Below are 23,410 nucleotides of genomic sequence, written 5' to 3'. Positions count from 1 at the left end.
GCCCCCGCTGCGCCCCGCGCCGCCCCCCCCCCCCCCGCCGCCCCCCCGCCCCCCCCCCCCCCCCCCCCCCCCGCCCGGCCCCCCCCCCCCCCCCCCCCCCCCCCCGCCCCCGGGGGGGCGCCCCCCCCCCCCCCCGCGGCTCGGTAGCGGGCCACCGAAGTGACAGTTCGATTGGCCATCGGGCCTGGGGCGGCAAGGTGGCGCCAAGTATCCACCACGTGATCATTCGGAGTTTGTGAAGACATCTGAAGATCGCGTGATGGCCGTGGCCGACAGCGTAGACCCCGACCGCTGGATCGTCACCTGCAACGACCTGATGGGGCGGATCGCACACCGGTTCAGCCGGGTCGAGCCGCGTCGCGCAGCGGATGCCTACGTCCGGGGCCTGTTGTCGGACGTGGAGCGGAAGAACTGCTGGAACCTGGCCGAGCACGCTGGGCTGACGGGGCCCCCAGACCATGCAACGCCTGCCGCGGACCGCACGCTGGGACACCGGGGGCGTACGCGATGAGGTGCGCCACTACGTGAGCGAACACCTCGGCGGCAATGGAGTCCTGATCGTCGACGAGACCGGTTTCCTCAAAAAGGGCTGCCGATCGGCCGGGGTGCAACGTCAATACACCGGTACGGCAGGCCGGATCGAAAACAGTCAGGTCGGCGTGTTCCTGGCCTATGCCACCCCACGCGGGCGGGCATTGACGATCGCCGTCTTTACCTGCCTGAGCACTCCTGGCTGGCCGACCAGCCCCGCTGCCGATCCGCCGGCGTGCCGGACCCGATCGCGTTCGCCACCAAACCCGCCCTGGCCGCGGACATGATCGCCGCGTAGAGGTCGTGGACCACCAGCCGCTTCGGGCCCGCTTCCTCCAGTTCGACCAGGTCGATGTACCAACCGCCTTCGAGTGCGTCGACGAAGGTGACCGGCCTGGTGATCTGTATCCCTTCGTCGGCGATTACGAAGCAGCGATCGGTCGTGGGTCGGCCGGGAACCCGCCACGGGGGAAGGATCTCAACGTCGTAGGCCACGATGTTGTCGCCGGTTCGAACACCGGAGCACCATTGCCCACTGCGGTGGCGGACACGTACCTCTTGAAGGGTCACGAATCGCAGTATGATTGCGTCGGGATGCAGCGCGCCCCGGCCGTTGTTTCTGCAAGGAGTTGTCCGGGACGGTTATGTCACTGCTCCATGCCCCAGTCGTTGAAGTGGACATGGAGCGGGGTGACTTGACGGATGCCGAGTGGGAGCGGCTACGGCCGTTCCTGCCCGTCAGTGACGGACGTTGTGGCCGGTGGCGGGATCACCGGCAGGTGATCAACGGGATCTTGCACCGAGTGCGGACTCGGGTGCAGTGGCGTGATCTGCCGGAACGGTACGGACCGCGGAAGAAGCCCCACCGCCTCACGGCCGACAAGGCCTACAGCAACGGGCCGGTTCGGGACTACCTACGCCGCCGCGGCATCCGGCACACCATTCCCGAGAAGACCGACAGCCAGGCCGCCCGACTGCGCAAGGGCTGGAGGTCACGCTGTGCTACGACTGGATCGACAGTCGGCACAGGCCCCATGACGAGCACTGCTCCCTGCGACGGTGCTCGCACCGTGGAACGCCGCCGTACTCGGCGATCCCGGTCACGGGTGGTCTCCTTCCTCCTCGCGGCCATGCAGATAGTCCTCGAAGGTGGGGCGTCGATCTCTTCGGCGCGACCACAGGGTTACGGCCACCAGTACGAAGGGGGCCATCGCGAGCCTGAGCGCCCGGCGGCCCAGCCGACGGACCACGGTGAGCAGTTCCTTGAGCGTCTGCCAGGGGTGTCTCAGGGCCACGACGGTCAAAATGAAGGCCGCGCCGCCGAGGCTGATCCCCGAGAAGTCGTCGGGGTCGTGTCGCCCCTTCTCCTCGGTCACAGAGCGGAACTGCAGGCGAAGGGCAGGAGCTTGATGCTGCGGACCATGGAACCTCCCAAGTCAGCATGAACATCAGGGTCGCATTTGAGCCGCGATTGTGAGCGTACATCCGGGAGCTTCACATGGCTCCCGACCATTGAGTCGACGGGATCTCATCGAAACAGCAGAAACCGCACATCCAGACCGCCAGGGGACGAAAGCGGGCAGCTCGGAGGCACCCGGCAGCCTGAACCGATCATGCTCTCATGGCGGAAAGCCGACGGTCATGTCCCCAATCAAGACAGGGCGAACGTTGGCTGCTGCGGCACTAAACAGCGGGGGAAGTCTCAGAAGTCGGCACCCAGTTGAACTCCGGGCAGAACCGGGCGTAGGTGACCAGCTTCCAGGTGGCGTAGTCATCCGTCCGGCCAGCCGAGCGCAGCAGGTGCTTGACCCAGGTGTGGGCGATGCGTTCGTCCCGGCTCATCTGGGTGTCGATCTCGTCGAGCATGCGGCACGCGACCGTGAAGTCCTCTTCGGTCAGGGCCGACAGGTCGATCTCGACTCCGTTCAGGGTGAAGGCGGAGACCAGCCGGCTGGTGTTGAAGCGGGTGCGGCGCTCATCCTTGAACGCCGCGTGTGAGGAGAGCGCCGCCATCAGCTTCTGGCGGCCGTCCACCGGGGAGCCGATGCCCAGGTCCAGGTCGCGGGTCTCCAGGTTGAGCTGGATGCCGAACGAGCCGACGTCGCGAGGCATCCGCCCGGTCCACGACTCGACCAAGCGGGCCGCCCTTCGCACGGATCTGCAGGAGCGGATCGTCCTCAGCCCGCCGGTTCAGCCAGAACCCTTCCGCCCGCGCGAACTCATCGTCGGAGAACTGAGCGGGGTCGGCCCATCTGGCGGCCAGGATGGCTTCTATGTTCAGGGCGCTGCGCAAGGCTGTCCCGCACGATCCACGGCAGCTGCTCGCCCTTCTTCACACGGAGATCAACGACGAGCCGGACCGGGGGATACGCCAGAGATCATTTGTTGCGACCTCTTAGTCGTCCGCCCTGCCAAAGCGACGTGTTGGGGCATGGGGAGGAATAGCTCACAAAGCGTCCACCGATAGGTCACCTTCTGCAAGCGCTTGGCAATCGGGAACGGATTCCGGGGGATTACAACGGTGACATGATCCCCGTTCCCACTCCCGCGTTGCTCAAGCAGATCGCGGCAAACGAGAACAATGTCTACGCCTCCTACCGTCGGCTGATCGATGCTGCCCTCGCGAAGCAGGCCACGCGTGGCGACTCCTACCAGCGGCTCGTCGTCCAGTGGAGCAAGCTCAACCTCATCCCTCCCGGGGAGGCCAAGGAGGGTACGGCACGACGCAGGGCGGCCGAGCTGCCGCAGTTCGTCACTGATCTCAACCAGCTTCTCGCCCCCGCGGCTACCCAGGCGCAGCAGCCGGCGGAGGATTTTCCACCGGTGGCAGGGAGCCCGTGGATCATCCGGCTGCTGAAACTGGTCGAGGAGAAGGTGGTCCGCCCGATCGAGACTGGTTCGCCGCGAGCGATGGCGAGTGTGCGGACCTGCTTCGGGGACGAGGCCGCCGCGGCGGCCGCCCCCCGGTTCCGGGAGATCCTGCAGCAGCTGCAGGCCATCCATACCCGCTCAGACGGCAAGAGCAAGGGGATGCTCTACAACCCGGAGCTGCCCCGCTCGATGGGGGCGCTCGGGCGGGGCAGCGGCGCGGCCGCACGCATCGACCTGTCCTCCGAGTTTCGCCCGCACCTCATGTCCGACGTGAAGGCTGCCTCCACCCTGGTGCACGAGGGTTCGCACACGCTCGCGGTGGAGCCCACTGTCGACTTCGCCTACCGCGACGCCCACGCCCACTACTTGCTGCCGCCGAAGCTGGCTCTCCTCAACGCGGGCAACTACGAGCAGGTGGTCATCGACCTGATCGGCGGAATGCCGGGCCAGCTCAACGCCGGGGAGGTCCAGGCGCTACGGGACGGTGCCGGCGACTCGCTGGCGCAGGTGCACGCACTGATGTGCTCACGAGTGGTCCGCGCCTGGGTTCGCGTCTACGACCTGATCGGCCTGGCCGCGAACGGGCGGATCACCCCCCAGGAACTGCGCGGACTGCCGCCGATGCCTTCAGACTCCGAACCACTGCTCACCGCTGTGCTGAGAGAGCTCTTCGCCCAGCTCGAAACCCTGATGAGCGCGGTGAACACCTACCTCGTCCTCAGGCTCGGCGCCCAGCCGGGAGGCGGGCTCAACCGCGCTCCGGAGCAGCGCACCAAGGACGATCCCGGCGCGCACCCGCAGCCGGCAACGCCCGACGACACCCAGCCCCTGACCTTCGAGTCGACGCCCACCGCGACCACAATCACCGTCTCCTTCGGCTGGGCCTCGCAAGGCGCCCCGGACGCCGTCGCCAGAAACATCCTCTTCGAGCTGACCGACCACATCTGGGAGGGCAAGCAAGCCGCCTTCAGCGGCTCAGAAGTGGCCCACGTCGTCCAGTCGATCCAGCTCACCGACCGCCCAGCGCTCCGCATGATGCTTGAGGACTACTACGCGAGTCTGAGCAGAAAGACCAAGATCGACTAGGGCGTTTTAAATGATCACGAGGCGCTGACTGTGGGTGTCGGTGATCGATAAACAACAAGGTCTCCGGTAGTTGGTTAACGGCGTCAGGACGGACTGGAGGTGCCGGTCACACGATGCTGACCGGTGGTGAGTCCGGGAGCGCGGCGCTCGGGGGCCTGGAGAAGGGGACAGGGAAGATCCTGTCCCCTTCTAGCAACCGGCGAGGGGCCCGCTACTGCGGCGGGTTCTCCTCCGCGTCACGCAATGCCTGGCCGGAGGCGTTCTTCAGGTTGGCCACCCAGGCGTAGAGCCGCTGTTTGAGCGTCTGGCTGGCACTGCTGTAGGAGTTGTCGAGTTGGTAGGGGTCCACGGACAGGTCGTACAGCTCATGCTCGCCCGTGTCGTAGGCGACGTAGTTCAACGGACCGTGCGTGCCGAGCGTGTTGGGCTTGGCTCGCAGGCCGACGTAGACGGGGGCTCCCCCGGTAGCCAGCGCCTGCGCATCACCGGGATCCTGCGGTTCCAACAGGTTGTTCTGGGTATTCGTGTTGAGAGTGCTAGGCCCGGCGTGCTCGTTCAGGAAGGCCAGACGCCACCGCGACGGCGTGACCCCCTTGAGGAACGGTACAAGTGACCGGCCGTCGACGAAGCTGGGCGGTGTCACCCCGGCGAGTTCGGCGAAGGTGGGCGCTAGGTCGACGTTGAGGGTGAAGGAGTTGACAACCGCTCCGGCGGGAACGCCGGGCCCTCGGATGACCAGCGGGATATTGAGGTCTTCCTCGTAGGCAGTGTTCTTGCCGGAGTTCAGCCGATGCTGTCCCTGGTGGAAACCGTTGTCGGAGGTGAAGACGATGTAGGTGTTGTCGAGCACGCCCTGCGCCCGCAGGGTGTCGATGGTGTCCTGGACAAGGTCAGTGACCGATCGAAGTGACTCCCTGCGCTTCTCGTACAGGGCGTCGATGTTGTCTATCTGGGTCTGTGTGAGCTTGGCCTTGTTCCGTATCCAGGCCGGCTTGTCGCTCACGTCGTCTTCGTTGAACGACGGAGTCCGCGGAGCCTTGGCGCCGGCGTAGATGCCGGCGTAGCGGGGCGGCGGGGTCGCCGGCCCGTGGGGAATGTAAGGAGCGACGTAGGTGAAGAAGGGCTTGTTCGGGTAGTTGGTGGTGGTGTTCTTGATGAAGGTGGTCAACTTGCGCGAGATCACGTCGACCCCGTAGTCCGACGGTGCGCTGCCGTAATGGACGGTCGTGCCGTTGTCGTTGACGTCGTAGTTGTACTCGGAGTAGGGGCTTCCGCCGTTGGGGCTGAACCAACGGGTCCATCCGGGTGGGATATAGGTGCTGCTCGGCGCCCCGTTGGGATAGCCGTTCAGGTACTTGCCGAAGAACCCCGTCCGATACCCGGCGCTCTGGAGCCACGTCGCGATCGTCGAATTCTCCAGCCCCTTGTTGTACACGGACTCGAATCCACCGCCGCTGGCGGCATCGTTCGTAAAGATCCCCGTGTTGTGGGCGAACTGCCCGCGCAGCGTCGACGTTCGCGACGGGCAGCAGAGGGAAAGCTCGACGAACTGCTTGTTGAATGTGGTCCCCTGGCTGGTCAGGAGCGTCTGGAGCCCGGCGTCCTTGCCGAAGACGTCTTCGTCGAGATCGTCGGTCAGAATGAAGACGATGTTGGGTTGCGTCGTCGCCGCCAACGCCAGCGAACCCTCGAATCTCAGACCCGCGTAGACGGCGCTCGCGAGCAGGATGAGCAGGGTCAACGAGAGCGTCAATCTCCGACGATGTGCCGTGTACGATTTCACACCTGCGCCCTTTCTTCCTGTGCTTTCAGATTTATTGCCGTGTGTCCTCGCAGTTGTCTCGGCGCATCACCCCCTTGCCGGGTATAGGCAAACCGCCGGGTTCGTCACCCCTGGTGGTGGTCTTCACAGTGCTCACCCCGGAGGCAGACAGCCCCGATGCCCGCCGATGCGGCAGACATCGCGAGACAGGGATACGGTGGCGGCGCACGCGGCCGTATGCCACGCGCGACGCGGGATGGGTCCATCCAGGACGGCACGCCGGCCGCATGCAGGCATGCGCCGCGGCTGGTGACGCCTGGGCTGGATGAGGGTTGGAGAGTGTCAGCGGGCGGATGCCGGGCGACACAGGGCACTGCTCACCCGTGCCAGATCGATGTGCCGCCGCACGATGGCGTGGAACTCGAATCCACAGCGGGCGTACGGCGTCATGGGTCTATCGAACTCATAGAATCCCTATACGTCAAGTAGGGAATTTCGGCATATGGGTGCCATGTTGCTGCCGTGGCTCGTCTGTCGGACTTTCCCCGGGTGACAGGGCGGCTGGCCAGATGGGAGCTGCTGGCCTTGGCGGCGCGCGCGGTCGGCTCGCGCAGTGCCTCGGGCCGCATCACGATGCCCTTGCCGTCCACGGACAGCACCAGCACCCATCGGCCGGGGCGAGGCTGCGGGCGCAGCGCGGAGTAGAAGTCGTCGATGTCGGCCGCGGCGGCCTGGGCGAGTGCTTCAGCTTGTCGTTCGCCCAGCTTGACGCCGGTGTTACGGCCGATCGCCGCTGCGGCAGATTCGAACGAGCCTCGGACCGACTCGATCGCGGCCAGCCGCCGCAGCCCGTGCGAAACCTGCGGTGGCGCGGGTACGTGCGAAAGAAGCCGCCCGGCGCGGCCTCGCGTTCGAGGGTGAGATAGTCCGGCCCGGCGCAGGTAGTAGCTGAGCTGCAAACCGGCAGGCCCGGCTCCGATGATCAGATGACGATGGACGTGCTCGCCGATCCGTTCGTGGTCATCGGGCGGGGCGCTCCACGGGGGGTGTCGTGCTGCCGTAGCCCTCTGTGATGACCCGCTGGGCGGCCATCGCGTACGCCTCGGGGTCGTCGGGGGCGAACGTCGCCAGCCCGTCGACGTAGCGGTTGAACATGCAGAACGCCGCCGCGATCAGCACCGTGTCATGGATCTCGACATCCGTCGCGCCCTCCGCCCTGGCCGCCGCGACGTCCTTGTCGGAGACCTGCTGCCCGCCCTGCTGTACGGCTGCCGCGATGCCGAGCAGAGCCCTCAGCTTGGGCGAGACGGGAGCGGCGTCCACATCGGTCCGCACCTGCTCGACCAGGTCCATCCCCTCAGCGAGCTGGGCCGCAGCGAACGCGGCGTGCGAGGAGTAACAGAACTTGCAGCGGTTCAGCGACGACACGTACGCCGCGATCAGCTCCCGGTCCCCGCGCGACAGCGTGCTCTCCCCACGCAGCAGCACCTCGGCCAGATGGTTCAGCGGCGCGGCGGTCTCCGGGCGGTAGTTCATCAGCCCCATGATCCCGGGAGCATCGGTGTTCAGAGTGATATGCGGCATTCCGTTTCCTTCTGTGGTGGGGTGTTCAGCCGGCGTGCTGGGATTCGGCGAGCAGCGCCAGGTAGCCGTCGGAGGCGATGCGCTCCGCCCGCGCCGCGTACACCTCGGGGTCGTCGGGGGCGAACGTCGCCAGCCCGTCGACGTAGCGGTTGAACATGCAGAACGCCGCCGCGATCAGCACCGTGTCATGGATCTCGACGTCCGTCGCGCCCTCCGCCCTGGCGGCCGCGATGTGCTTGTCGGAGACCTGCTGCCCACCCTGCTGTACGGCTCCCGCGATCCCCAGCAGCGCCCTCAGCTTGGGCGAGACGGGGGCGGCGTCCAGGTCCGCGCGCACCTGCTCGACCAGGTCCATCCCCTCGGGAAGCTGGATCGCGGCGTATGCGGCGTGCGAGGAGTAACAGTAACGGCAGCGGTTGAGAGACGAGACGTAGGCCGCGATCAGTTCTCGCTCCCCGCGCGACAGCGTGCTCTCCGCCCGTAGCAACACCTCGACGAGCTCGTTCAGCGGGCGCGCCGTCTCCGGGCGGAACCGGAAAAGGCCGCGAATGCCAGGCTCGTCGGAGTTGAGGGCGATGTGGGGCATGGACACTCCCTACAGGGTGGACGGCGGACAAGCCTGGGCTCACGGTCTGGCTCAGAGAGGTCTGAGCTCACACGGGAGGTCTGAGCTCACACGAGTCTGGACTTCACGGGGGTTTGAGCTTTCGGTCCGAGCTTTACACAGGTTTCGGCGAATGGTCTATTCGCGGCAAACGCCCTCATGATCTGCACATGGGCGCTCGGCTGTCAACGGGCGAGTTACGCTCATGGCGCATATTCACGGCTCATTTATCGAATTGCGGCATCGCCGAAACCCCCGCCGCTTGCGGCCTATCTCCGGCATCTGAGCGTCTCTTGTCGTCCTTCCAAGGCGGCGTAGCTTCACGGAAGCCACCCTCTTTACCCCTTCCCTCAAAGAGGAGCGCCTAATGTCCGAACACCCCAACGCCACCATCGCCCGCAGCAGTTACGAGGTGCCGGCGATGACGTCGGCCGCGCCGATGACCTGGTCTTGGGCGGTGTGTAAGCGGTGCGGGTCGAGCAGGCTGGTCACCAGCCGGTAGGAGCCGGTGCCCCGCCCCGTGGCGGTGGTGATGGCGATCACGCACTCCACGACGCGGACCGCGAGCCCGCCCAGCATCGAGAGGTTGGGAGCCGTCGCTGCAGCGGCGCAAGACCGGCAGGCGGCGGTCATTTCGGACGCGGACCAGCACGTGGGCGCCGGTGCCGGTGATCGCGCAGTTCAGCTTCTGGGCGGCGATGTTACGGTCGGCCAGCACAATCATGCCCTCGCGCAGGCGGACACCTAATCGACAGCCACCCGGTGCCGGCCGGATGCGACTCCCAGGGCACCTCCTCCGGCGAGAGGTTCAGCATGAAGGCGACCTCCACGCTGGTGCCGGATTCCGGCTCGTCCACTCCGGCCAGCAACCGCAGCAGGGTGGACATGCGCACCGTTCTCGCTGATCAGCCCGATCCGGTGGCCGGGTGCGGCGGTGAGCGAGACGCCGTCGAGCACGCGCCGTGCCCCCAGTGTCCGTACGAGATCGCGGGCGAGCAGCGCGTCACTCACCGGCGGGCCCCCCGGTCTCCAGCAGCCGCCCCCCGGACAGCTCCAGCCGGCGCCCCACCTTGATCTCCGCGAGGAACCGCTCGTCGTGGCTGACCACCACGAACGCCCCCTCGTACGCGCTGAGCGCGCTCTCCAACTGCGCCACGCTCACCAGGTCCAGGTTGTTGGTCGGCTCATCCAGCAGCAACAGCTGGGGCGCCGGCTCGGCGCACAACACGCAGGCCAGCGTGGCGCGCAGCCGTTCGCCGCCCGACAACACGCCCACCGGCAGGTGCGCACGCACGCCGCGGAACAGGAAGCGGGCCAGCAGGTTCATCCGCTCCGCTTCCAGCATGCCGGGTGCGAACGCGGCCAGGTTCTCGGCCACGGTGCGCTCGACGTCGAGCAGGTCGAGCCGCTGCGACAGGTAGGCCACCCGGCCGTCGGCCCGCCTAATCGTGCCGCTGTCGGGCTCCAGGTCGCCGCTGATCAGGCGCAGCAGGGTGGACTTGCCCGCGCCGTTGGGACCGGTCAGCGCGATGCGCTCGGGCCCGCGGACGGTCAGGTCGATGCCCGGCCCGGCGAACAGGCCGCGGGCCTGCAGGCGTTCGCCGTGAAAGACTGTGCGCCCGGCGGGCACATTGGTGCCCGGCAGCTCCAGCGCGATCCTCTGGTCGTCGCGCAGCACCCGTCCGGCCTCGTCGAGCCTCGCTTTGGCATCGCTGACACGGGCGGCGTGCATCTGGCCCGCCCGCCCAGCGGACTCCTGGGCGCCCCGTTTCATGTTCCCGGCAAAGATCCGCGGCAGGCCGGCGTTCTTGAGGTTGCGGGCGGCGTTGCCGGCCCGGCGCTCGGCGCGCTCGCGGGCCTGCTGCATCTCCCGCTTCTCACGCTTGAGCTCCTGCTCGGCGCTGCGCACGTTGCGTTCAGCGGCCTCCTGCTCGGCGCGCACGGCCTCCTCGTACGCGGTGAAGCCGCCGCCGTAGAAGCGGATCTCGCCGCGGTCGAGCTCGGCGATGCGGTCCATGCGGTCGAGCAGGGCCCGGTCGTGGCTGACCACGAGCAGGCAGCCGTTCCAGTCGCCGAGCACGTCGTAGAGCCTGCGGCGCGCGCCGAGGTCGAGGTTGTTCGTCGGCTCGTCGAGCAGCAGGACGTCAGGCCGCTTGAGGAGCTGCGCGGCCAGGCCGAGCGAGACGACCTGGCCACCGCTCAGCGTGGCCAGCGTGCGGTCGAACGCGAGGTCTCCGAGCCCGAGCCGGTCGAGCTGGGCACGAGTGCGCTCCTCGATGTCCCAGTCGTTGCCGATCGTGGTGAAGTGCTCCTCGCTGGTATCGCCCGATTCGATGGCGTCCAGCGCGGCGATCACCGGGGCGATGCCGAGGACCTCGGCCACGGTCAGGTCGCCGGTAAGGGGCAGGCTCTGCGGCAGGTAGCCGAGCACGCCGTCGACGGACACGCTGCCACCGCGGGGCGCGTATTCGCCGGCGATCAGCTTGAGCAGCGTGCTCTTGCCCGCGCCGTTCGGGGCGACGAGGCCGGTGCGGCCGTCGCCGACGGTGAAGGACAGGTCGCTGAAGACGGGCGTGTCGTCAGGCCAGGAGAAGGACAGGTGGGAGCAGACGATGAACGCATCGGACATGCGAAAGACCTCGTACGAGAACGCGGGCGCGCCGAAGCCGCCCGGCAAGGGGGACAGGGATTCGGGGAATGACGACAAAGGCCACATCGGCGGCGGTCATGTGCGCCTGCCGGGGCCGATCAACCTCCGGTATCACCCGGAGATGTCGTCGTCACCTGCCACGTCTGGTCTCCCAGCTTCCGATCTCAAGCGTCTTTCACCATAGCAGTCGCCGGCATCAGCGGGTAACGGCCGTCTGGGTCTCCTTCTTGCGAGCCCGGTAGGCCGCCGCTTTGATCTTGTTGCCGCATGACTCCATGCCGCACCACTCCCGGCGCCCGCCGCGCGACCGGTCGATGAAGATCTTGGTGCACTCGGGGTTGGCGCATTCCTTCATCAGCGGCACCTCTGGCCCGCTGAGCAGCTCGATGGCGTGCCGGGCCACGGTGGACAGCGCCTGCACGGGGGTTGCCTCAACCCAGCGCCCCTTGGCCGTGAGCTGGGGCGCCGCAGGGGGCTTGCGCGCGGTCTCGTTCAGCAGGGCGAGCGCCTCGTTGTCGTACGCGTCACCGGCGAGCCGGGCGGTGACCAGTGCGTAGATGGCCTCGCGTACCGCCACTGCCTGGGCCAGATCCGCCTCCTGACAGGGGGAGGCGGCGTCGACGACGCCGGACTCCAGGTACCAGGCGTCGAGCCGGTCGGGGACGTCGAGCGTCTCCACGCGTTCCGTGCGGCGCGCGCGGAGCGTGCAGGCGAGGTCGAGCGCGGGGTTGCCGCACAAAAACACGTGCTTCACATCACCAGTTTGACAGGTGACTTCAAGGCACACAATCGCCGTCACCCCTTAAATCGGTGACGGCGGGAGGCGGACTTGTTCGGTCCAGAAGGCGCCCCTCTCGTTCGACGATCCGGCCGACAACTCGCTGTGGCCTTCGTCGATCCTGCCGCGCTGGTCGCGTGGGCGAAGCGCGCGGACGCCGGTCCGTACGCCAGGATCGGCGTGCCGGACCGGATCGTGTACGACAATCCCCGAGACCATGGTCATGCTGGCCGCCATGACGGCAGTGACAGAGCGGATCCGGGTGCGGTCGGAAGTGCTGCTCGCGCCCCTGCGCGATCCGGTGCTGCTGGCCAAGCAGAGCGCCAAGCTCGATCGGTTGTCCGGCGGCCGGTTCACCTCGGTCTCGGGATCGGTGCGCGGGAGGACGACTTCCAGGCCGTGGGCGCCGATCATGCCGGACGGGGGCGGCGGATGGACGAGCAACTGGCGACCATGCGCCGAATCCGGGCCGGCGAACCGGTCGCCCCGGGTCTCGGGCCGGTCGGTCCGGCCCCGGTGAGCGCGAGCGGCCCTGAGCTCCTCTTCGGCGGGTTCGCACGGCCGGCGCTGGCCCGGATCGCACGCTGGGGCACCGGCTACATATGCCGCTCCCACCTGAATACGCGGTGGCGCTGTTCGAACCTGCTGGCGTGACCTTCTCAGTCAAGGGGTGGCTGCTGCTGTTCGCCGCTCGCCGATGAGCGCCCCGCTTGATGCGCACTCCAGCTACCATGGACTGGCAAGTCCAGTCCGGAGGGCGGTCATGCGCACTCTGACCCGCAAGGGGGCCGCGACGCGGCAGCGCATTCTCGAGGGTGCGGCAGCGCACATCCGCGAGCACGGCGTGGCCAACATGACGCTCGACGACGTGCTAGCCAGGACGGCGACGAGCAAGAGCCAGCTCTTCCACTACTTCCCGGCCGGCCGGGAGGAGCTCCTGCTGGCCGTGGCCCGCTTCGAGGCCGACCGGGTGCTGGAGGACCAGCGGCCCCAGCTCGGCGACCTCACCTCCTGGCCCGCCTGGCAATCGTGGCGGGACAAGGTCGTCGACCGCTACCGCAGGCAGGGCCGCCTGTGCCCGCTCAACTCCGTCATGTCACAGCTGGGCAGCCGCACGCCCGGCGCCCAGGCCGTGGTCACCGAGCTGATGCACCGCTGGCAGGCCGAGATCGCCACCGGCGTGCGGCACATGCAGGACGCCGGCGAGATCGACCCGGGCCTGGACCCCGACCGCGCGGCTGCCGCCCTGCTCGCCGGCATCCAGGGCGGCGTACTGATCCAGATGTCCACCGGCGAGATCGACCATCTGGAAGCCGCCCTGGATATGGGCATCGCCCACCTGCGCGCCAGCAAGCTTGCGTCGCCTTGACGGAGGGCTCACCCTCCGGGAGCGGCGGGCGCGACCTGTCGCCACGCCCGCCGTCCCGCCTATTCGTGCTCAGAAAACCTGGGCGAAGCAGGCGAGGGCGACGGCCGTCGCGAGCACGGCCAGCGACAACGCCTTCATAAGATTCGATATACGCAACGGGATGCTCCCTTCCGTGGTGAAGCCGCCGACGCAGGACGCCGGCCGGCGGCGGGTCAGGCGACGGCGGTCGCCCGGATGGTGACGGGGATGTTGCCGCGAGTGGCCTTGGAGTAGGGGCAGATCTGGTGGGCGGCCGCGCCGAGCTCGGCGGCGGTCTGCTCGTCCACGCCGCCGAGCTCGAGGTTGAGGACGGCGGCGAGGCCGAACTCGCCGCCGTCGCCGTGGCGCAGGGTCACCTCGGCCGTGATGCTCGTGCTCGTGAGCCTCACCTTGCGCTGCGCCGCCGCCCTCCTGACCGCGCCGAGGAAGCAGGCGCCCCAGCCGGCGGCGAACAACTGCTCGGGGTTCGTGGCTCCCCCGGCCCCGCCCAGCTCCTTGGGGATGGCGAGGGTGGTGTCGAGGAGACCGTCGTCGGCCGCGACGCGGCCTCCGTTGCGGCCCTCTCCTGTCACGGTGACGACCGCGGTGTAGCTGGCAGCCATGGCAGTTCCTTCCCGACGCGCATCTCTCATTCTGAACGGGCACACCATCGGCGTCACCCGTCTAACTGGTGACGATGCTCGCAGCATCACCGTCACCTGTCAAGGCAGTGACGATTGGCCATCTTTGGACTTTAAAGTCCATTTTTGGATACGCAAGCTGACAAGTGTTCGTCCCAACCTCCTCGAATCTGCTTGCGAACGGAGTGGCACCCTCATGTCCGTGGATCACCACTACCTGCTCGGACGTTCCGGGCTGCGCGTCAGCCTGCTGGCACTGGGCACGATGAATTTCGGCACCGGCGGTTTCCATGCCGCGTACGGCAAGACCGAGGAGGAGGCCCGCCCGATCTTCCGCCGCTATCTCGAAGCGGGCGGGAACTTCATCGACACCGCGAATTTCTACATCGCCGGCGAGAGCGAGACCATCCTCGGCAACCTCATCGCGGAAGCCAAGATGCGCGACAGGGTGGTGCTCACCACCAAGTTCACCAACAGCGTCGCCCCCGGAGATCCGAACGCGGGGGGAACGGCCGCAAGCACATGATCAGAGCGGTCGATACGTCACCGCGCCGCCTGCGCACCGACTACATCGACCTGTTCCTGCTGCACACCTGGGACCGGATCACTCCCGTCGAGGAGGTCATGCGGACCTTCGACGACCTCACCCAGGGCCGGAAAGATCCGCTACGCGGGCCTGTCCGACGTGCCCAGCTGGTACGCGGCGCGGGCCCAGACCTACGCCGAGACCCACTCCCTCGTACCGGTGGTCAGCCTTCAACTGCCCTACTCCCTCATCGACCGGGCGATCGAGCTGGAGCACGTCGCCATGGGACTGAGCCTGGGACTCGGCATCACCGCACGGAGCCCGCTCGGCGGCGGCTTCCTCACCGGCAAGTACCGCAGTGCCGACCAGGGCTTGGCCGGAGACGGTCGGCTCAGCGGCGCGGGCTCCCCCGGACGCTCGTGGACGGAGCGGGAATGGCGGCTACTGGCGGCGGTCGAGAGCGTCGCCGACAAGCTCGGCGTGACGATGGCCCAGGTCGCGCTCAACTGGGTCGCCACCCAGCCCGGTGTCGCCTCGGCGATCGTCGGGGCGAGCAGCGCGGACCAGCTCGACGCCAAACATGGCGGCCCTCGACTTCGAACTGCCGGCCGAGCTGCGCGCCGAGCTCGACGAGGCGAGTTCCGTGCCGCCCCTGTCGGTCTACCAGATGTTCACGCCCGACTATCAGAGCTGGCTGGTCAGTCCGGGCGTCAAGGTCGGGGACAAGCCTGCCGGGTATGCCCCCGCCGTACGGAACTGGGCACCCGAAAGCAGCGGTTGACGGACTTCGCATGCTGTGCGTGCGGCTAGTCCGTCACTCGGCCGTGGCTGCCACGAAGGCCGTCACGGCACGGGCGAAGGCGTCCGGCTGTTCGACGTGACCGAGTGGCTCCTCAGCCGATGGCCCTTCTACCGGGTCCTCTCTAAAGTTAGAGCTCGCTGAGAGCCGACGAACCTGGGACATCAACCGGGTCCGCCTCTTTCAGGACCTCGGTCATCTCGGCCAGTCGTGGAATCATCTTCGTGATCTCCTTCTCGGTGATCTCGCCGCTGCGGGCGTCAAGGACGAAGCGGTTCGGTTAGCCCCGGCCAGGGCCTGCGCCCGCTGCGCGACCCGGACGCCCCAAGCGATGACGACGGCGAAGAGGAGTAGGGGGGCCTTGGGGCCAATGGGTACAGCGTTGGACTCTCCCACCGTGGGAGAGTCCACCATGGTGGCGTGCAAGACGAACTTCTCACCATCGGGCGCTTCGCCCGCCTGTGCCGGCTCAGCGTCAAGCAGCTACGGCACTACGACGAGATGGGGCTATTGCCTCCGGTCCGCGTGGATGCCAGCTCCGGCTACCGCTATTACACACCTGAACAGGCACGTGATGCCCTGACCATCGCCCTGCTCCGTGAGATGGATCTTCCCCTGGCTGTGATCGCTCAGGCGCTGGCTGCCGAGCCTGAGTCCAGGGCACAGATCCTGCGCGCTGAGCGGGACCGGCTGGCCGAGCGGATCAGCAGGGACCAGGCACGGCTGGAGATGCTGGAGCGGCTGGCGGAGGGCGGCCTGCCCGGCTATGAGGTGACGATGGGCAGAGAGCCGGAGCGACGGCTGGCAGTGGTGCGAGCGGTCTGCACCCCTGCGGAGATCGGAGAGAAGGTCGAGGAGTGCGTAAGCCGGCTGCTGCCCGTACTCGGCAAGGCGAGAATCGCATGGAAGCTGCCACTGTGGGCGCTGTACCCGCTGGATCTGGAAGAGCGGATGGAGATCGCCGTCGGAGTGCAGACGCCGCAGGGGGACGGGACGCCCGGCCTGGAGTTTGAGGCGCTTCCCGGCGGACCCATTGCCGAGACCATGCACATCGGGCCCTATGCCCAACTGCCCTTGGCCTACAACGCTCTCTTCTCCGCCATCCACGAGCGCGGGCTGCGCCCGCAAGCGCCCGTACGTGAGGCCTATCTCGTCGGGCCGGCAGAGGCGCCGCAAGAAGAACTGATGACCCGGCTGATCATCCCCGTCCAGGAAAGCATGGCATGACCACGGTAATAGACATTGATGCCCGGGGTACGCAGCACTGCGAGACGACAGCTCTGGGGGTGCTGCTGCGGCACCAGGGACTCGACCTGTCCGAGCCCATGCTCTTCGGCCTCGGCTCCGGTCTGTCGTTCATCTACTGGGACGGCAAGAACATGGGCTTCCCCTTCCTCGGGGGACGGGTCAAGCCTTTCGACCTCACCAGAAACCTGGCCACCAGGCTCGGGCTGGAGCTCCTGGTCCAGGAGACCACCTCCCCCCGCAGGGCTTGGGAGAACGTGGTGGCCCCCATCGACGCCGGCCACCCCGTCGGACTGCAGCTCGACAGCTACTACCTGGACTACTTCGGGTCGAAGGTGCACTTCGGCGGTCATGTCGTGGCCATGCACGGCTACGACGACCACGACGCCTACCTGGTGGACACCGACCAGCAAGGCGGAACGGTATCCACCAGCCTGACCAGCCTCGCCGAGGCCAGGGCCGCGCGCGGCCCGATGACCGCCAAGCACCGGTCCTTCACCCTCACCGCTCCGAGGAACCTGCCCTCCCCACACGGCCAGATCATTCCCGCCATCACCGCCTGCGCGGACGCCTTCCTCAACCCGCCCATCGCCAACCTCGGCTACCGAGGCATCGAGAAGGCCGGAAAGCTGGTGCGCACATGGCTCCAGCGGACCGACAACCCGCAGCGGGACCTACCGCAGGCTGCCCTCTTGATGGAGAAGGCCGGCACCGGCGGTGCCCTCTTCCGTAACCTCTACCGCGACTTCCTCGACGAATGCGCCCAACTGCTCGACAGCAGCCACCTGCGCACCGGCCACGGGCTGTACACCGAGGCAGCCACCCTATGGACGGAAGTCCCAGCACTGATCACAAAAGCCGGTGAATCAGGCAGTGCGCAGTGCCTCGTACAGGCAGGCACCATCCTCTGCGATCTTTCACGCATAGAGCGCTAGGCCATGCAGGCGCTGAGCCGCCTTGGGGAGTAAAGCCCGGAACGCGATCCAGCCCGGACAGGCTTCAAAAAACATCGTTAACTGAAGACCCTTGACCAGGCGCCCGGAGACGCCGAAACGCCTTCAACAACTCCTTCAAAACCCCGGTCTTCAGCAGCCTTCGGAAGCCGTTTTCTGATCCGAGCGTGCCGCCCGCTCAGCCGTCGTAGGACCTGCTCGACGCCTCGAAAGCCCGCCGGGTGCCGGCGCATCTTCGCGGAGAAGAAACCCGGCATGGACACCGACCGGTCCGAGCTCACCACGGCGCTAGCGTTCATGCAGCCTGGCGAAACGCGAGCCAGAGTGATGCCAATCTGAGCCAATATGGCTTGCCGATGGCATCACGGTGTGCCATAGTGATGCCATGGACCTGACCCCGTATGTGACCTCCCTCGGTCGCGAGCTGCTGACCGCCGTCGAAACCGGTGATGGTGACGCCAGTGTGCTGATCGAGCGGTTGACTGTGTCGATGGAGTCGGCGATCCGGCTCACCCTGCTCGAGGCGTTGTCGGCGGCTGCCGACGAGATCACCCGAGACCTGGCTCCCGGTTCGGTCCAGGTGCACCTGCGTGGACGTGACCCGAACTTCGTCGTGACGGTTCGGCAGGCGGAGCAGCCACTCGAGGACACCCCGGATCTGGGCGCGGTGTCGGCTGATGACGCCGCGGCGAGCTTCGAGGACGGCCCAGTGGCACGGATCAACGTCCGCCTCCCGGAACAGCTCAAGGCCGCGATCGAGGAGGCGGCGGGCAAGGAAGGTCGCTCGCTCAACGCCTGGCTGGTGCGGGCCGCCTCGACCGCGCTGCGTGCCCCGGAGCGCGACCACGGCTCCGACCGGCGCGGCAAGCGCAGCGCGCAGCGTTACACGGGCTGGGCTCGCTAGCCCACGCCGACACCCAGGACCACTTTCTTCCTACATCTCTGACCAGCGGAAATGTCTTCTGACTCATTCTGAGGGGATAGCCATGCCTGTTTTTGCCACGCCTGAACCGATTTCCGCCACCATCGAGCTCTCCGTCGGTGACGTGCAGATCATCGCGAGCGACCGGACCGACACCGTCGTCGAGGTGCGGCCGAGCGACGAGTCCGACGAGTCCGATGTGGACGCCGCGCAGAAGACGCGCGTCGAGTACGCCAACGGCACGTTGACGGTCCGTGGGCCGAAGGCCCGCATGCTCGACTTCTCCAAGAAGACCAGGTCGGTCGACGTGCTGATCGAACTTCCCACCGGCTCGCACGTGCACGCGGACCTGTCGGTAGCGGACCTGCGCGGCGTCGGCACGCTGGGGGAGTGCCGGCTCAAGGCGTCGGTCGGGCATTTCCGCCTCGACCGGACCGGACCGCTTCGACTGGCCACCTCCGGTGGCGACATCACCGTCGAAACGGTCGCGGGCAACGCCGATGTCTCCACCAGCACCGGGCGCGTGCACATCGGCGAGATCGGCGGCACCGCCGTCATCAAGAACTCCAACGGCAACACCGACATCGGCACCGTCACCGGCGAACTGCGGGTGCGCTCGGCCAACGGCGACATCTCCGTCGACCGGGCCGACGCCATGGTGGAAGCCAAGACCTCCAACGGAACCATTCGCGTCGGCCAGGTCACGCGCGACACCGTCACGCTGCACACCTCGACCGGCCACCTCGAAATCGGTGTCGCCGCCAGCACCGCCGCATGGCTCGACCTGAACACCTCGCACGGGCGGGTGGAGAACTCGCTGGACGGTCTCAGCGAAGCACCGGAGAAGTCCGAGCAGACCGTCGAAATCCGCGCGCACACGTCGTTCGGCGACATCACCGTCCGCCGTTCCTGACCAGATCTCGAAGGGGTTCTCATGACCACGCCATCCCAATCTGCGATCACGGCGACCGGACTGCGCCGGTCGTACGGCGACCACGTCGTGCTCGACGGCGTCGACCTGAACGTCCCGCGCGGCACCGTTTTCTCGTTGCTCGGCGCCAACGGCGCCGGCAAGACCACCACCGTCAAGATCTTGTCCACCCTGATCCGCGCCGACGGGGGCAGCGCGCGGATCGCGGGTCACGACCTGTCCGCCGAGCCGGACGCGGTGCGTGCCGCGATCGGCGTCACCGGCCAGTTCTCGGCGGTCGACAACCTGCTGACCGGTCAGGAGAACCTGACCCTGATGGCGGATCTGCACCACCTCGGCCGGAAGGCGGGCAGGCGCAGGACCGCCCAGCTGCTCGAACAGTTCGACCTCGTCGATGCAGCCAAGAAGACAGCGGCGACCTACTCCGGCGGGATGCGGCGGCGGCTCGACCTCGCGATGACGCTGGTCGGCTCACCGCAGGTGATCTTTCTCGACGAGCCGACCACCGGGCTGGACCCGCGCAGCCGCCGCGCCATGTGGCAGATCGTGCGGGAGCTCGTGGCGGGTGGCGTCACCATCTTCCTCACCACCCAGTACCTGGAGGAGGCCGACGAGCTCGCCGACCGGATCGCGGTGCTCGACCACGGGAAGATCGTCGCCGAGGGCACCGCGGACGAGCTCAAGCGGCGCATTCCCGGCGGCCACGTCCTGCTGCGGTTCGCCGACGAGCGCGACCTCGAATCCGCCGCGCGCGCCGTGGGCCAGGTATCCCGCGACAGCGACACGCTCGCCCTGCGCGTACCGCACGACGGCAGCCTCAGGTCGCTGAAGGCGCTGCTCGACCGACTTGACCACAACGGGGTCGAGGTCGACTCGCTGAGCGTGCACACTCCCGACCTCGACGACGTCTTCCTCGCTCTCACCGGCAACAAGGAGAAGGTGACCGCACGATGAGCACTGTGTCGTACGCCCTGACCGACTCGGCGACGATGCTTCGCCGCAACCTCAAGCGCATGGTGCGCTACCCGTCCATGACACTGCAGCTCATCGGCATGCCGATCGTCTTACTGCTGTTGTTCGTCTACGTCTTCGGCGGCACGCTCGGCGCCGGGCTCGGCGGCGTCTCCGGCGGACGTGCGGAGTACGTCAACTACGTCACCCCCGCGATCATCCTGATGACGATCACCGCCGCGGTCCAGGGCACCACCATCTCGATCGCCATGGACATGACCGAGGGCATCGTCGACCGGTTCCGCACCATGGCCATCGCCCGCGTGTCCGTCCTAACCGGACACGTCATCGGCAGCCTCATCCAGACGATGCTCAGCATCGCGGCGGTCATCGGCGTCGCGCTGCTCATCGGCTTCCGGCCGTCGGCGGGACCTGGCGACTGGCTCGCCCTCATCGGTGTCCTGGTGATGATGACCTTCGCCTTCATCTGGCTGTCGGTCGCGTTCGGCCTGGCCAGCAAGACCGTTGAGTCGTCGAGCAACGTCGGTATGCCGCTGGTGCTGCTCCCGTTCCTGGGCAGCGGGTTCGTCCCGACCGGCTCGATGCCCACCGTCCTGCGCTGGTTCGCCGAGTACCAGCCGTTCACGCCGCTCATCGAGACCCTGCGCGGCCTGCTGATGGGCACGCCGATCGGGAACAACGCCGTCATCGCGGTCGGCTGGTGCGTCGTCATCGCGCTCGGCGGCTACCTCTGGTCGAAGAAGCTGTTCAACCGCGAGTCCACCCGCTAAGCCTCACCCGCTAAGCCGCACTTGAGCCAAAGAGAGACGATGCAGCGCCAACAGGCACCTGGTATCGCGGACGGGCTGCGGCACTCGGTAGGTACTCGGGAGCATTTCTCGCAACTCCCGGTCACCTTCGCTCACCACCCACGGCGACGGGACAAGCCCTCACCGACATCGACGACCGCATCAAGACCGCCATGTGGCAGCCCGACTACCACGAGGTGCGGCCGATCTGATTCCCCGCCCGGAATCCAGCCAAGTGGATGGCCCGGGGGCGGCTACACACCCGGTTGTGGGGAGCGCTCTCTCGCGGCGGCGGGAGGTGCTGCTGGACGTCGAAGACGTCACCGGGAACGCCGGGTCCGCAGGAAGCCCGCGAGATCGTCCATGCCCCCAGTATGACCTTGGTGCCGGTGAAGGTGGTCCTGCCATTACCAGGAAGTCCCGTCCGATGGAAGAAGCGTCCCTGAATGCCGGGCGCCGTGGCGCCCAGGATCGAACACAACCGATCCGAAGGAGTTTCCATGAAGACGCTGATCGTCTACGCCCACCCGGAGCCGAAGTCGCTTAACAGCTCGCTGAAGGACCACGCGGTGTCCACATTGGAGACCGCCGGGCACGAGGTACGGGTGACCGATCTGTACGCGATGAACTGGAAGGCGGTCGTGGACGCGGAGGACTTCGGCCCCAACGCATCAAATCCGCTGCACGTCGCCCACGACTCCGGCCGGGCCTTCGACGCCGGGACGCTCACCCCGGACATACTCGCCGAGCAGGAGAAATTGCTGTGGGCCGACACGATCATCATGCAGTTCCCGATGTGGTGGTACACGATGCCCGCGATCCTTAAAGGCTGGGTGGAGCGGGTGTTCACCTTCAACTTCGCGTACGGCGTCGGTGAGCACACCGACGTCAGCACCCGGGTACGGGTCCGCCCCCGGTTCGAGGAGGCGCTGCGGACGGCGCGGGAGGTCAAGGCGCACGCCCCGCACTGCCGGGTCATCTTCACCGTGTACGAGATGAAGCGCCTCCGCCGCGACGCCGCCGAACTCACCGCACTCGCAGACCACCTCACCGCCCACGGCCTGGTCCTGGAGATGCTCGCCGGGCCCCTGCCTGGCATCTACGACCCCACCGGGCCGGGCAAGCTGCTGTTCGCATTCTTCGCAGGGACACCGAGCGGGAGAACATCCGCGATCCGCCTTGGAGGGGCTCGATACCGCCGCCGCCCAGGTCAGGGGCCGTAAGGTGGGCTCAGTACGCCGTAAAGGGGGAGGCGCGATGGGAGAGCTGTCCGTCTGGCATTGGCTGATCGTCGCCCTGGTTCTGGTGATGTTGTTCGGCGCGAAGAGACTGCCGGACACCGCCAAATCTCTGGGGCAGGCGCTGCGGCTGTTCAAGGAGACGAGCCGGATCGGGGATGACGACGACGCGGACGCCGCGATCGGCGAGCGCACGTCCACCGCCGCTCCCGCCCTGTCGATCGAGGAACAGGCACGCCGACTTGAGTAGTGCGGCATCATGGCGCCCTGTTTCATCCGAGTGATGAGCCGGACGCCCTTTATCGGGACGACGTAGTGGGGGTAAGGCGTACGCTGCGCCCTACCTCCACCGTCGATGTGTCGATCAGGCCTGGACGGCCCGCCGCTGCCGCCACGCCAGCCCCGCGGCCTGCAGGACGAAGAACACGCCGCCGGCCGCGGTGTAGAGGATCAGGATGCTGATGCTGGGATCGTCGCCGAGGGCGGCGGGCAGGTAGGTCGCACCGGCGATGACCGAGAAAGCACCAGCGATCAGCATCGGCCACTGGCGGCCGAGCTCGGGGCTGCGGCGGCGGATGGCGACGGTGAACTGGGCGATGCCGGAGACGATGGCCCAGACGCCGAAGGTGAAGAGCACGGCACCGATGCCGCTGATGGCTGCCAGGCCGAGAGCGAGAGCCGCCAGGGCGCTGAGCGTGGTGTTGAAGATCTGCAGCTTACGGGCCCGGGTGCCGGGATCTTCGCGGGCGTCGAGCAGCGAGGCAACCACATCGATGAGCGGGTAAATGATCAGCAGGATGACGGAGGTGGCGGTGAGCGAGTCGTTGACGGCCGAGAAGCCGGCGGCCCAGGCGATCGCGATGAGGCCGCGGACAAGGTAGATGCGAAGCAGGGTGGCCATCCGAGTTCCAGCTTTCTTCCAGGCTTGTCGTACGCGAATCACTCTGGCCGACCGGACCCGTCGATGGCCCCCGGGAGACACCCTGGCCCTGCCCCTGGTCCCCGACCCATCCGACCCGCCCGTGGGACGACCCGGCGGGCGCACGGCGCCAACCAGGGGATGAGCCACGCGGTCCTCCGGCGGGTACGCGACGGCCAGCGCGGTCAGCGCCGTCTGAGCTTGGGCGCCGACGGCGACGCCG

General features: G+C 67.4%; 26 protein-coding genes and 3 pseudogenes. 16 read left to right on the top strand and 13 right to left on the bottom strand.

The window, feature by feature from the left end:
- Nucleotides 1–316: 316 nt before the first annotated feature.
- Nucleotides 317–820, top strand: a pseudogene (locus ABH927_RS32690) (IS701 family transposase); the annotation flags it as partial.
- Here the strand turns inward: ABH927_RS32690 and ABH927_RS32685 are convergent.
- Nucleotides 712–1,101 (bottom strand): hypothetical protein, encoded by a 390-nt coding sequence (locus ABH927_RS32685; protein ID WP_370028066.1) that lies wholly within the window; start codon nt 1,099–1,101, stop codon nt 712–714. The pseudogene ABH927_RS32690 and the gene ABH927_RS32685 sit on opposite strands and share 109 nt — an antisense overlap.
- A 110-nt stretch (nt 1,102–1,211) precedes the next feature.
- On the opposite strand from ABH927_RS32685, the pseudogene ABH927_RS32680 reads away from it, so the two are divergent.
- Nucleotides 1,212–1,388: pseudogene (locus ABH927_RS32680) on the top strand (transposase); the annotation flags it as partial.
- A gap of 243 nt (nt 1,389–1,631) precedes the next feature.
- On the opposite strand, the gene ABH927_RS32675 reads toward ABH927_RS32680, so the two are convergent.
- Nucleotides 1,632–1,907 carry a hypothetical protein gene (locus tag ABH927_RS32675; RefSeq protein WP_370028064.1) on the bottom strand — a complete coding sequence of 92 codons (276 nt, stop codon included), beginning with the start codon at nt 1,905–1,907 and terminating at the stop codon, nt 1,632–1,634.
- Nucleotides 1,908–2,214: 307 nt separating this feature from the next.
- On the bottom strand, nt 2,215–2,643 hold the full coding sequence (locus ABH927_RS32670) for a hypothetical protein (RefSeq protein ID WP_370028058.1): 429 nt from the start codon (nt 2,641–2,643) through the stop codon (nt 2,215–2,217).
- Nucleotides 2,644–3,057: 414 nt separating this feature from the next.
- On the opposite strand from ABH927_RS32670, the gene ABH927_RS32665 reads away from it, so the two are divergent.
- Entirely contained in the window at nt 3,058–4,488 is a 1,431-nt protein-coding gene (locus ABH927_RS32665) for a hypothetical protein (protein ID WP_370028056.1), read from the top strand.
- Nucleotides 4,489–4,699: 211 nt separating this feature from the next.
- Here the strand turns inward: ABH927_RS32665 and ABH927_RS32660 are convergent, their stop codons facing one another.
- From ABH927_RS32660 to ABH927_RS32625, 8 genes are all read right to left on the bottom strand, one after another.
- Nucleotides 4,700–6,241: a sulfatase gene (locus ABH927_RS32660; RefSeq protein WP_370028054.1), complete on the bottom strand. Its 1,542-nt coding sequence runs from the start codon at nt 6,239–6,241 to the stop codon at nt 4,700–4,702.
- 351 nt (nt 6,242–6,592) lie between these two features.
- Complete coding sequence (locus ABH927_RS32655) at nt 6,593–6,700, bottom strand: putative leader peptide (protein ID WP_370028053.1); 108 nt, start codon at nt 6,698–6,700, stop codon at nt 6,593–6,595.
- Nucleotides 6,697–7,209, bottom strand: a complete 513-nt coding sequence (locus ABH927_RS32650; RefSeq protein ID WP_370028051.1) for a hypothetical protein — start codon at nt 7,207–7,209, stop codon at nt 6,697–6,699. The genes ABH927_RS32655 and ABH927_RS32650 overlap by 4 nt, the downstream gene beginning before the upstream one ends.
- A gap of 61 nt (nt 7,210–7,270) precedes the next feature.
- Nucleotides 7,271–7,834: a carboxymuconolactone decarboxylase family protein gene (locus ABH927_RS32645; RefSeq protein WP_370028049.1), complete on the bottom strand. Its 564-nt coding sequence runs from the start codon at nt 7,832–7,834 to the stop codon at nt 7,271–7,273.
- A gap of 25 nt (nt 7,835–7,859) precedes the next feature.
- Nucleotides 7,860–8,420, bottom strand: a complete 561-nt coding sequence (locus ABH927_RS32640; RefSeq protein WP_370028047.1) for a carboxymuconolactone decarboxylase family protein — start codon at nt 8,418–8,420, stop codon at nt 7,860–7,862.
- Nucleotides 8,421–8,843: 423 nt separating this feature from the next.
- Nucleotides 8,844–9,017, bottom strand: coding sequence for a hypothetical protein (locus ABH927_RS32635; RefSeq protein ID WP_370028045.1), 174 nt, complete (start codon nt 9,015–9,017; stop codon nt 8,844–8,846).
- 424 nt (nt 9,018–9,441) lie between these two features.
- A complete protein-coding gene (locus ABH927_RS32630; RefSeq protein ID WP_370028043.1) occupies nt 9,442–11,067 on the bottom strand; it encodes an ABC-F family ATP-binding cassette domain-containing protein in 1,626 nt (541 codons plus the stop codon).
- A 217-nt stretch (nt 11,068–11,284) separates the two neighbouring features.
- A complete protein-coding gene (locus tag ABH927_RS32625) occupies nt 11,285–11,842 on the bottom strand; it encodes an ABATE domain-containing protein (RefSeq protein ID WP_370028041.1) in 558 nt (185 codons plus the stop codon).
- 52 nt (nt 11,843–11,894) lie between these two features.
- On the opposite strand from ABH927_RS32625, the gene ABH927_RS32620 reads away from it, so the two are divergent.
- Complete coding sequence (locus ABH927_RS32620; RefSeq protein WP_370028062.1) at nt 11,895–12,386, top strand: LLM class flavin-dependent oxidoreductase; 492 nt, start codon at nt 11,895–11,897, stop codon at nt 12,384–12,386.
- 243 nt (nt 12,387–12,629) lie between these two features.
- Nucleotides 12,630–13,235: a TetR/AcrR family transcriptional regulator gene (locus tag ABH927_RS32615; protein WP_370028039.1), complete on the top strand. Its 606-nt coding sequence runs from the start codon at nt 12,630–12,632 to the stop codon at nt 13,233–13,235.
- Between the two features lie 212 nt (nt 13,236–13,447).
- Here the strand turns inward: ABH927_RS32615 and ABH927_RS32610 are convergent, their stop codons facing one another.
- The gene (locus ABH927_RS32610; protein ID WP_370028037.1) at nt 13,448–13,876 is read right to left on the bottom strand and encodes an organic hydroperoxide resistance protein; all 429 of its coding nucleotides are present in this window, start codon (nt 13,874–13,876) and stop codon (nt 13,448–13,450) included.
- Nucleotides 13,877–14,096: 220 nt separating this feature from the next.
- Between ABH927_RS32610 and ABH927_RS32605 the strand changes: the two genes are divergently transcribed.
- From ABH927_RS32605 to tatA, 11 genes and pseudogenes are all read left to right on the top strand, one after another.
- Complete coding sequence (locus tag ABH927_RS32605; RefSeq protein ID WP_370028035.1) at nt 14,097–14,420, top strand: aldo/keto reductase; 324 nt, start codon at nt 14,097–14,099, stop codon at nt 14,418–14,420.
- Nucleotides 14,417–14,485: pseudogene (locus tag ABH927_RS32600) on the top strand (hypothetical protein); the annotation flags it as partial. The gene ABH927_RS32605 and the pseudogene ABH927_RS32600, both read left to right, overlap by 4 nt.
- A 70-nt stretch (nt 14,486–14,555) precedes the next feature.
- Entirely contained in the window at nt 14,556–15,230 is a 675-nt protein-coding gene (locus ABH927_RS32595; RefSeq protein WP_370028060.1) for an aldo/keto reductase, read from the top strand.
- A 409-nt stretch (nt 15,231–15,639) separates the two neighbouring features.
- Nucleotides 15,640–16,446, top strand: a complete 807-nt coding sequence (locus tag ABH927_RS32590; RefSeq protein ID WP_370028033.1) for a MerR family transcriptional regulator — start codon at nt 15,640–15,642, stop codon at nt 16,444–16,446.
- The gene (locus ABH927_RS32585) at nt 16,443–17,399 is read left to right on the top strand and encodes a BtrH N-terminal domain-containing protein (protein WP_370028031.1); all 957 of its coding nucleotides are present in this window, start codon (nt 16,443–16,445) and stop codon (nt 17,397–17,399) included. The genes ABH927_RS32590 and ABH927_RS32585 overlap by 4 nt, the downstream gene beginning before the upstream one ends.
- 403 nt (nt 17,400–17,802) lie before the next feature.
- Nucleotides 17,803–18,321: a toxin-antitoxin system HicB family antitoxin gene (locus ABH927_RS32580; RefSeq protein WP_370028029.1), complete on the top strand. Its 519-nt coding sequence runs from the start codon at nt 17,803–17,805 to the stop codon at nt 18,319–18,321.
- Between the two features lie 82 nt (nt 18,322–18,403).
- On the top strand, nt 18,404–19,252 hold the full coding sequence (locus tag ABH927_RS32575; RefSeq protein ID WP_370028027.1) for a DUF4097 domain-containing protein: 849 nt from the start codon (nt 18,404–18,406) through the stop codon (nt 19,250–19,252).
- Nucleotides 19,253–19,273: 21 nt separating this feature from the next.
- Entirely contained in the window at nt 19,274–20,224 is a 951-nt protein-coding gene (locus ABH927_RS32570; protein WP_370028025.1) for an ATP-binding cassette domain-containing protein, read from the top strand.
- On the top strand, nt 20,221–21,012 hold the full coding sequence (locus ABH927_RS32565) for an ABC transporter permease (RefSeq protein WP_370028024.1): 792 nt from the start codon (nt 20,221–20,223) through the stop codon (nt 21,010–21,012). The genes ABH927_RS32570 and ABH927_RS32565 overlap by 4 nt, the downstream gene beginning before the upstream one ends.
- A 518-nt stretch (nt 21,013–21,530) precedes the next feature.
- Entirely contained in the window at nt 21,531–22,253 is a 723-nt protein-coding gene (locus ABH927_RS32560) for an NAD(P)H-dependent oxidoreductase (protein ID WP_370028022.1), read from the top strand.
- Between the two features lie 34 nt (nt 22,254–22,287).
- A complete protein-coding gene (gene tatA, locus ABH927_RS32555) occupies nt 22,288–22,518 on the top strand; it encodes a Sec-independent protein translocase subunit TatA (protein WP_370028020.1) in 231 nt (76 codons plus the stop codon).
- A 114-nt stretch (nt 22,519–22,632) separates the two neighbouring features.
- On the opposite strand, the gene ABH927_RS32550 is transcribed toward tatA, so the two are convergent.
- Nucleotides 22,633–23,169 carry a DUF308 domain-containing protein gene (locus ABH927_RS32550; protein ID WP_370028018.1) on the bottom strand — a complete coding sequence of 179 codons (537 nt, stop codon included), beginning with the start codon at nt 23,167–23,169 and terminating at the stop codon, nt 22,633–22,635.
- Nucleotides 23,170–23,410: the final 241 nt, after the last annotated feature.

Origin of the sequence: Planotetraspora sp. GP83, assembly GCF_041262585.1 — a bacterium.
Taxonomy (GTDB): domain Bacteria; phylum Actinomycetota; class Actinomycetes; order Streptosporangiales; family Streptosporangiaceae; genus JAOEGB01.
This window is presented reverse-complemented; position numbering and strand designations above follow the sequence as displayed.

What these genes read in the sequence shown, in the direction of transcription:
- ABH927_RS32655 (WP_370028053.1), bottom strand. Translation starts at nt 6,700, where the DNA reads ATGACGCCGTACGCCCGCTGTGGATTCGAGTTCCACGCCATCGTGCGG.
- ABH927_RS32565 (WP_370028024.1), top strand. Translation starts at nt 20,221, where the DNA reads ATGAGCACTGTGTCGTACGCCCTGACCGACTCGGCGACGATGCTTCGC.
- ABH927_RS32580 (WP_370028029.1), top strand. Translation starts at nt 17,803, where the DNA reads ATGGACCTGACCCCGTATGTGACCTCCCTCGGTCGCGAGCTGCTGACC.
- ABH927_RS32560 (WP_370028022.1), top strand. Translation starts at nt 21,531, where the DNA reads ATGAAGACGCTGATCGTCTACGCCCACCCGGAGCCGAAGTCGCTTAAC.
- ABH927_RS32570 (WP_370028025.1), top strand. Translation starts at nt 19,274, where the DNA reads ATGACCACGCCATCCCAATCTGCGATCACGGCGACCGGACTGCGCCGG.
- ABH927_RS32610 (WP_370028037.1), bottom strand. Translation starts at nt 13,876, where the DNA reads ATGGCTGCCAGCTACACCGCGGTCGTCACCGTGACAGGAGAGGGCCGC.
- ABH927_RS32635 (WP_370028045.1), bottom strand. Translation starts at nt 9,017, where the DNA reads ATGCTGGGCGGGCTCGCGGTCCGCGTCGTGGAGTGCGTGATCGCCATC.
- ABH927_RS32645 (WP_370028049.1), bottom strand. Translation starts at nt 7,834, where the DNA reads ATGCCGCATATCACTCTGAACACCGATGCTCCCGGGATCATGGGGCTG.
- tatA (WP_370028020.1), top strand. Translation starts at nt 22,288, where the DNA reads ATGGGAGAGCTGTCCGTCTGGCATTGGCTGATCGTCGCCCTGGTTCTG.
- ABH927_RS32670 (WP_370028058.1), bottom strand. Translation starts at nt 2,643, where the DNA reads ATGCCTCGCGACGTCGGCTCGTTCGGCATCCAGCTCAACCTGGAGACC.
- ABH927_RS32550 (WP_370028018.1), bottom strand. Translation starts at nt 23,169, where the DNA reads ATGGCCACCCTGCTTCGCATCTACCTTGTCCGCGGCCTCATCGCGATC.
- ABH927_RS32630 (WP_370028043.1), bottom strand. Translation starts at nt 11,067, where the DNA reads ATGTCCGATGCGTTCATCGTCTGCTCCCACCTGTCCTTCTCCTGGCCT.
- ABH927_RS32665 (WP_370028056.1), top strand. Translation starts at nt 3,058, where the DNA reads ATGATCCCCGTTCCCACTCCCGCGTTGCTCAAGCAGATCGCGGCAAAC.
- ABH927_RS32585 (WP_370028031.1), top strand. Translation starts at nt 16,443, where the DNA reads ATGACCACGGTAATAGACATTGATGCCCGGGGTACGCAGCACTGCGAG.
- ABH927_RS32575 (WP_370028027.1), top strand. Translation starts at nt 18,404, where the DNA reads ATGCCTGTTTTTGCCACGCCTGAACCGATTTCCGCCACCATCGAGCTC.
- ABH927_RS32615 (WP_370028039.1), top strand. Translation starts at nt 12,630, where the DNA reads ATGCGCACTCTGACCCGCAAGGGGGCCGCGACGCGGCAGCGCATTCTC.
- ABH927_RS32640 (WP_370028047.1), bottom strand. Translation starts at nt 8,420, where the DNA reads ATGCCCCACATCGCCCTCAACTCCGACGAGCCTGGCATTCGCGGCCTT.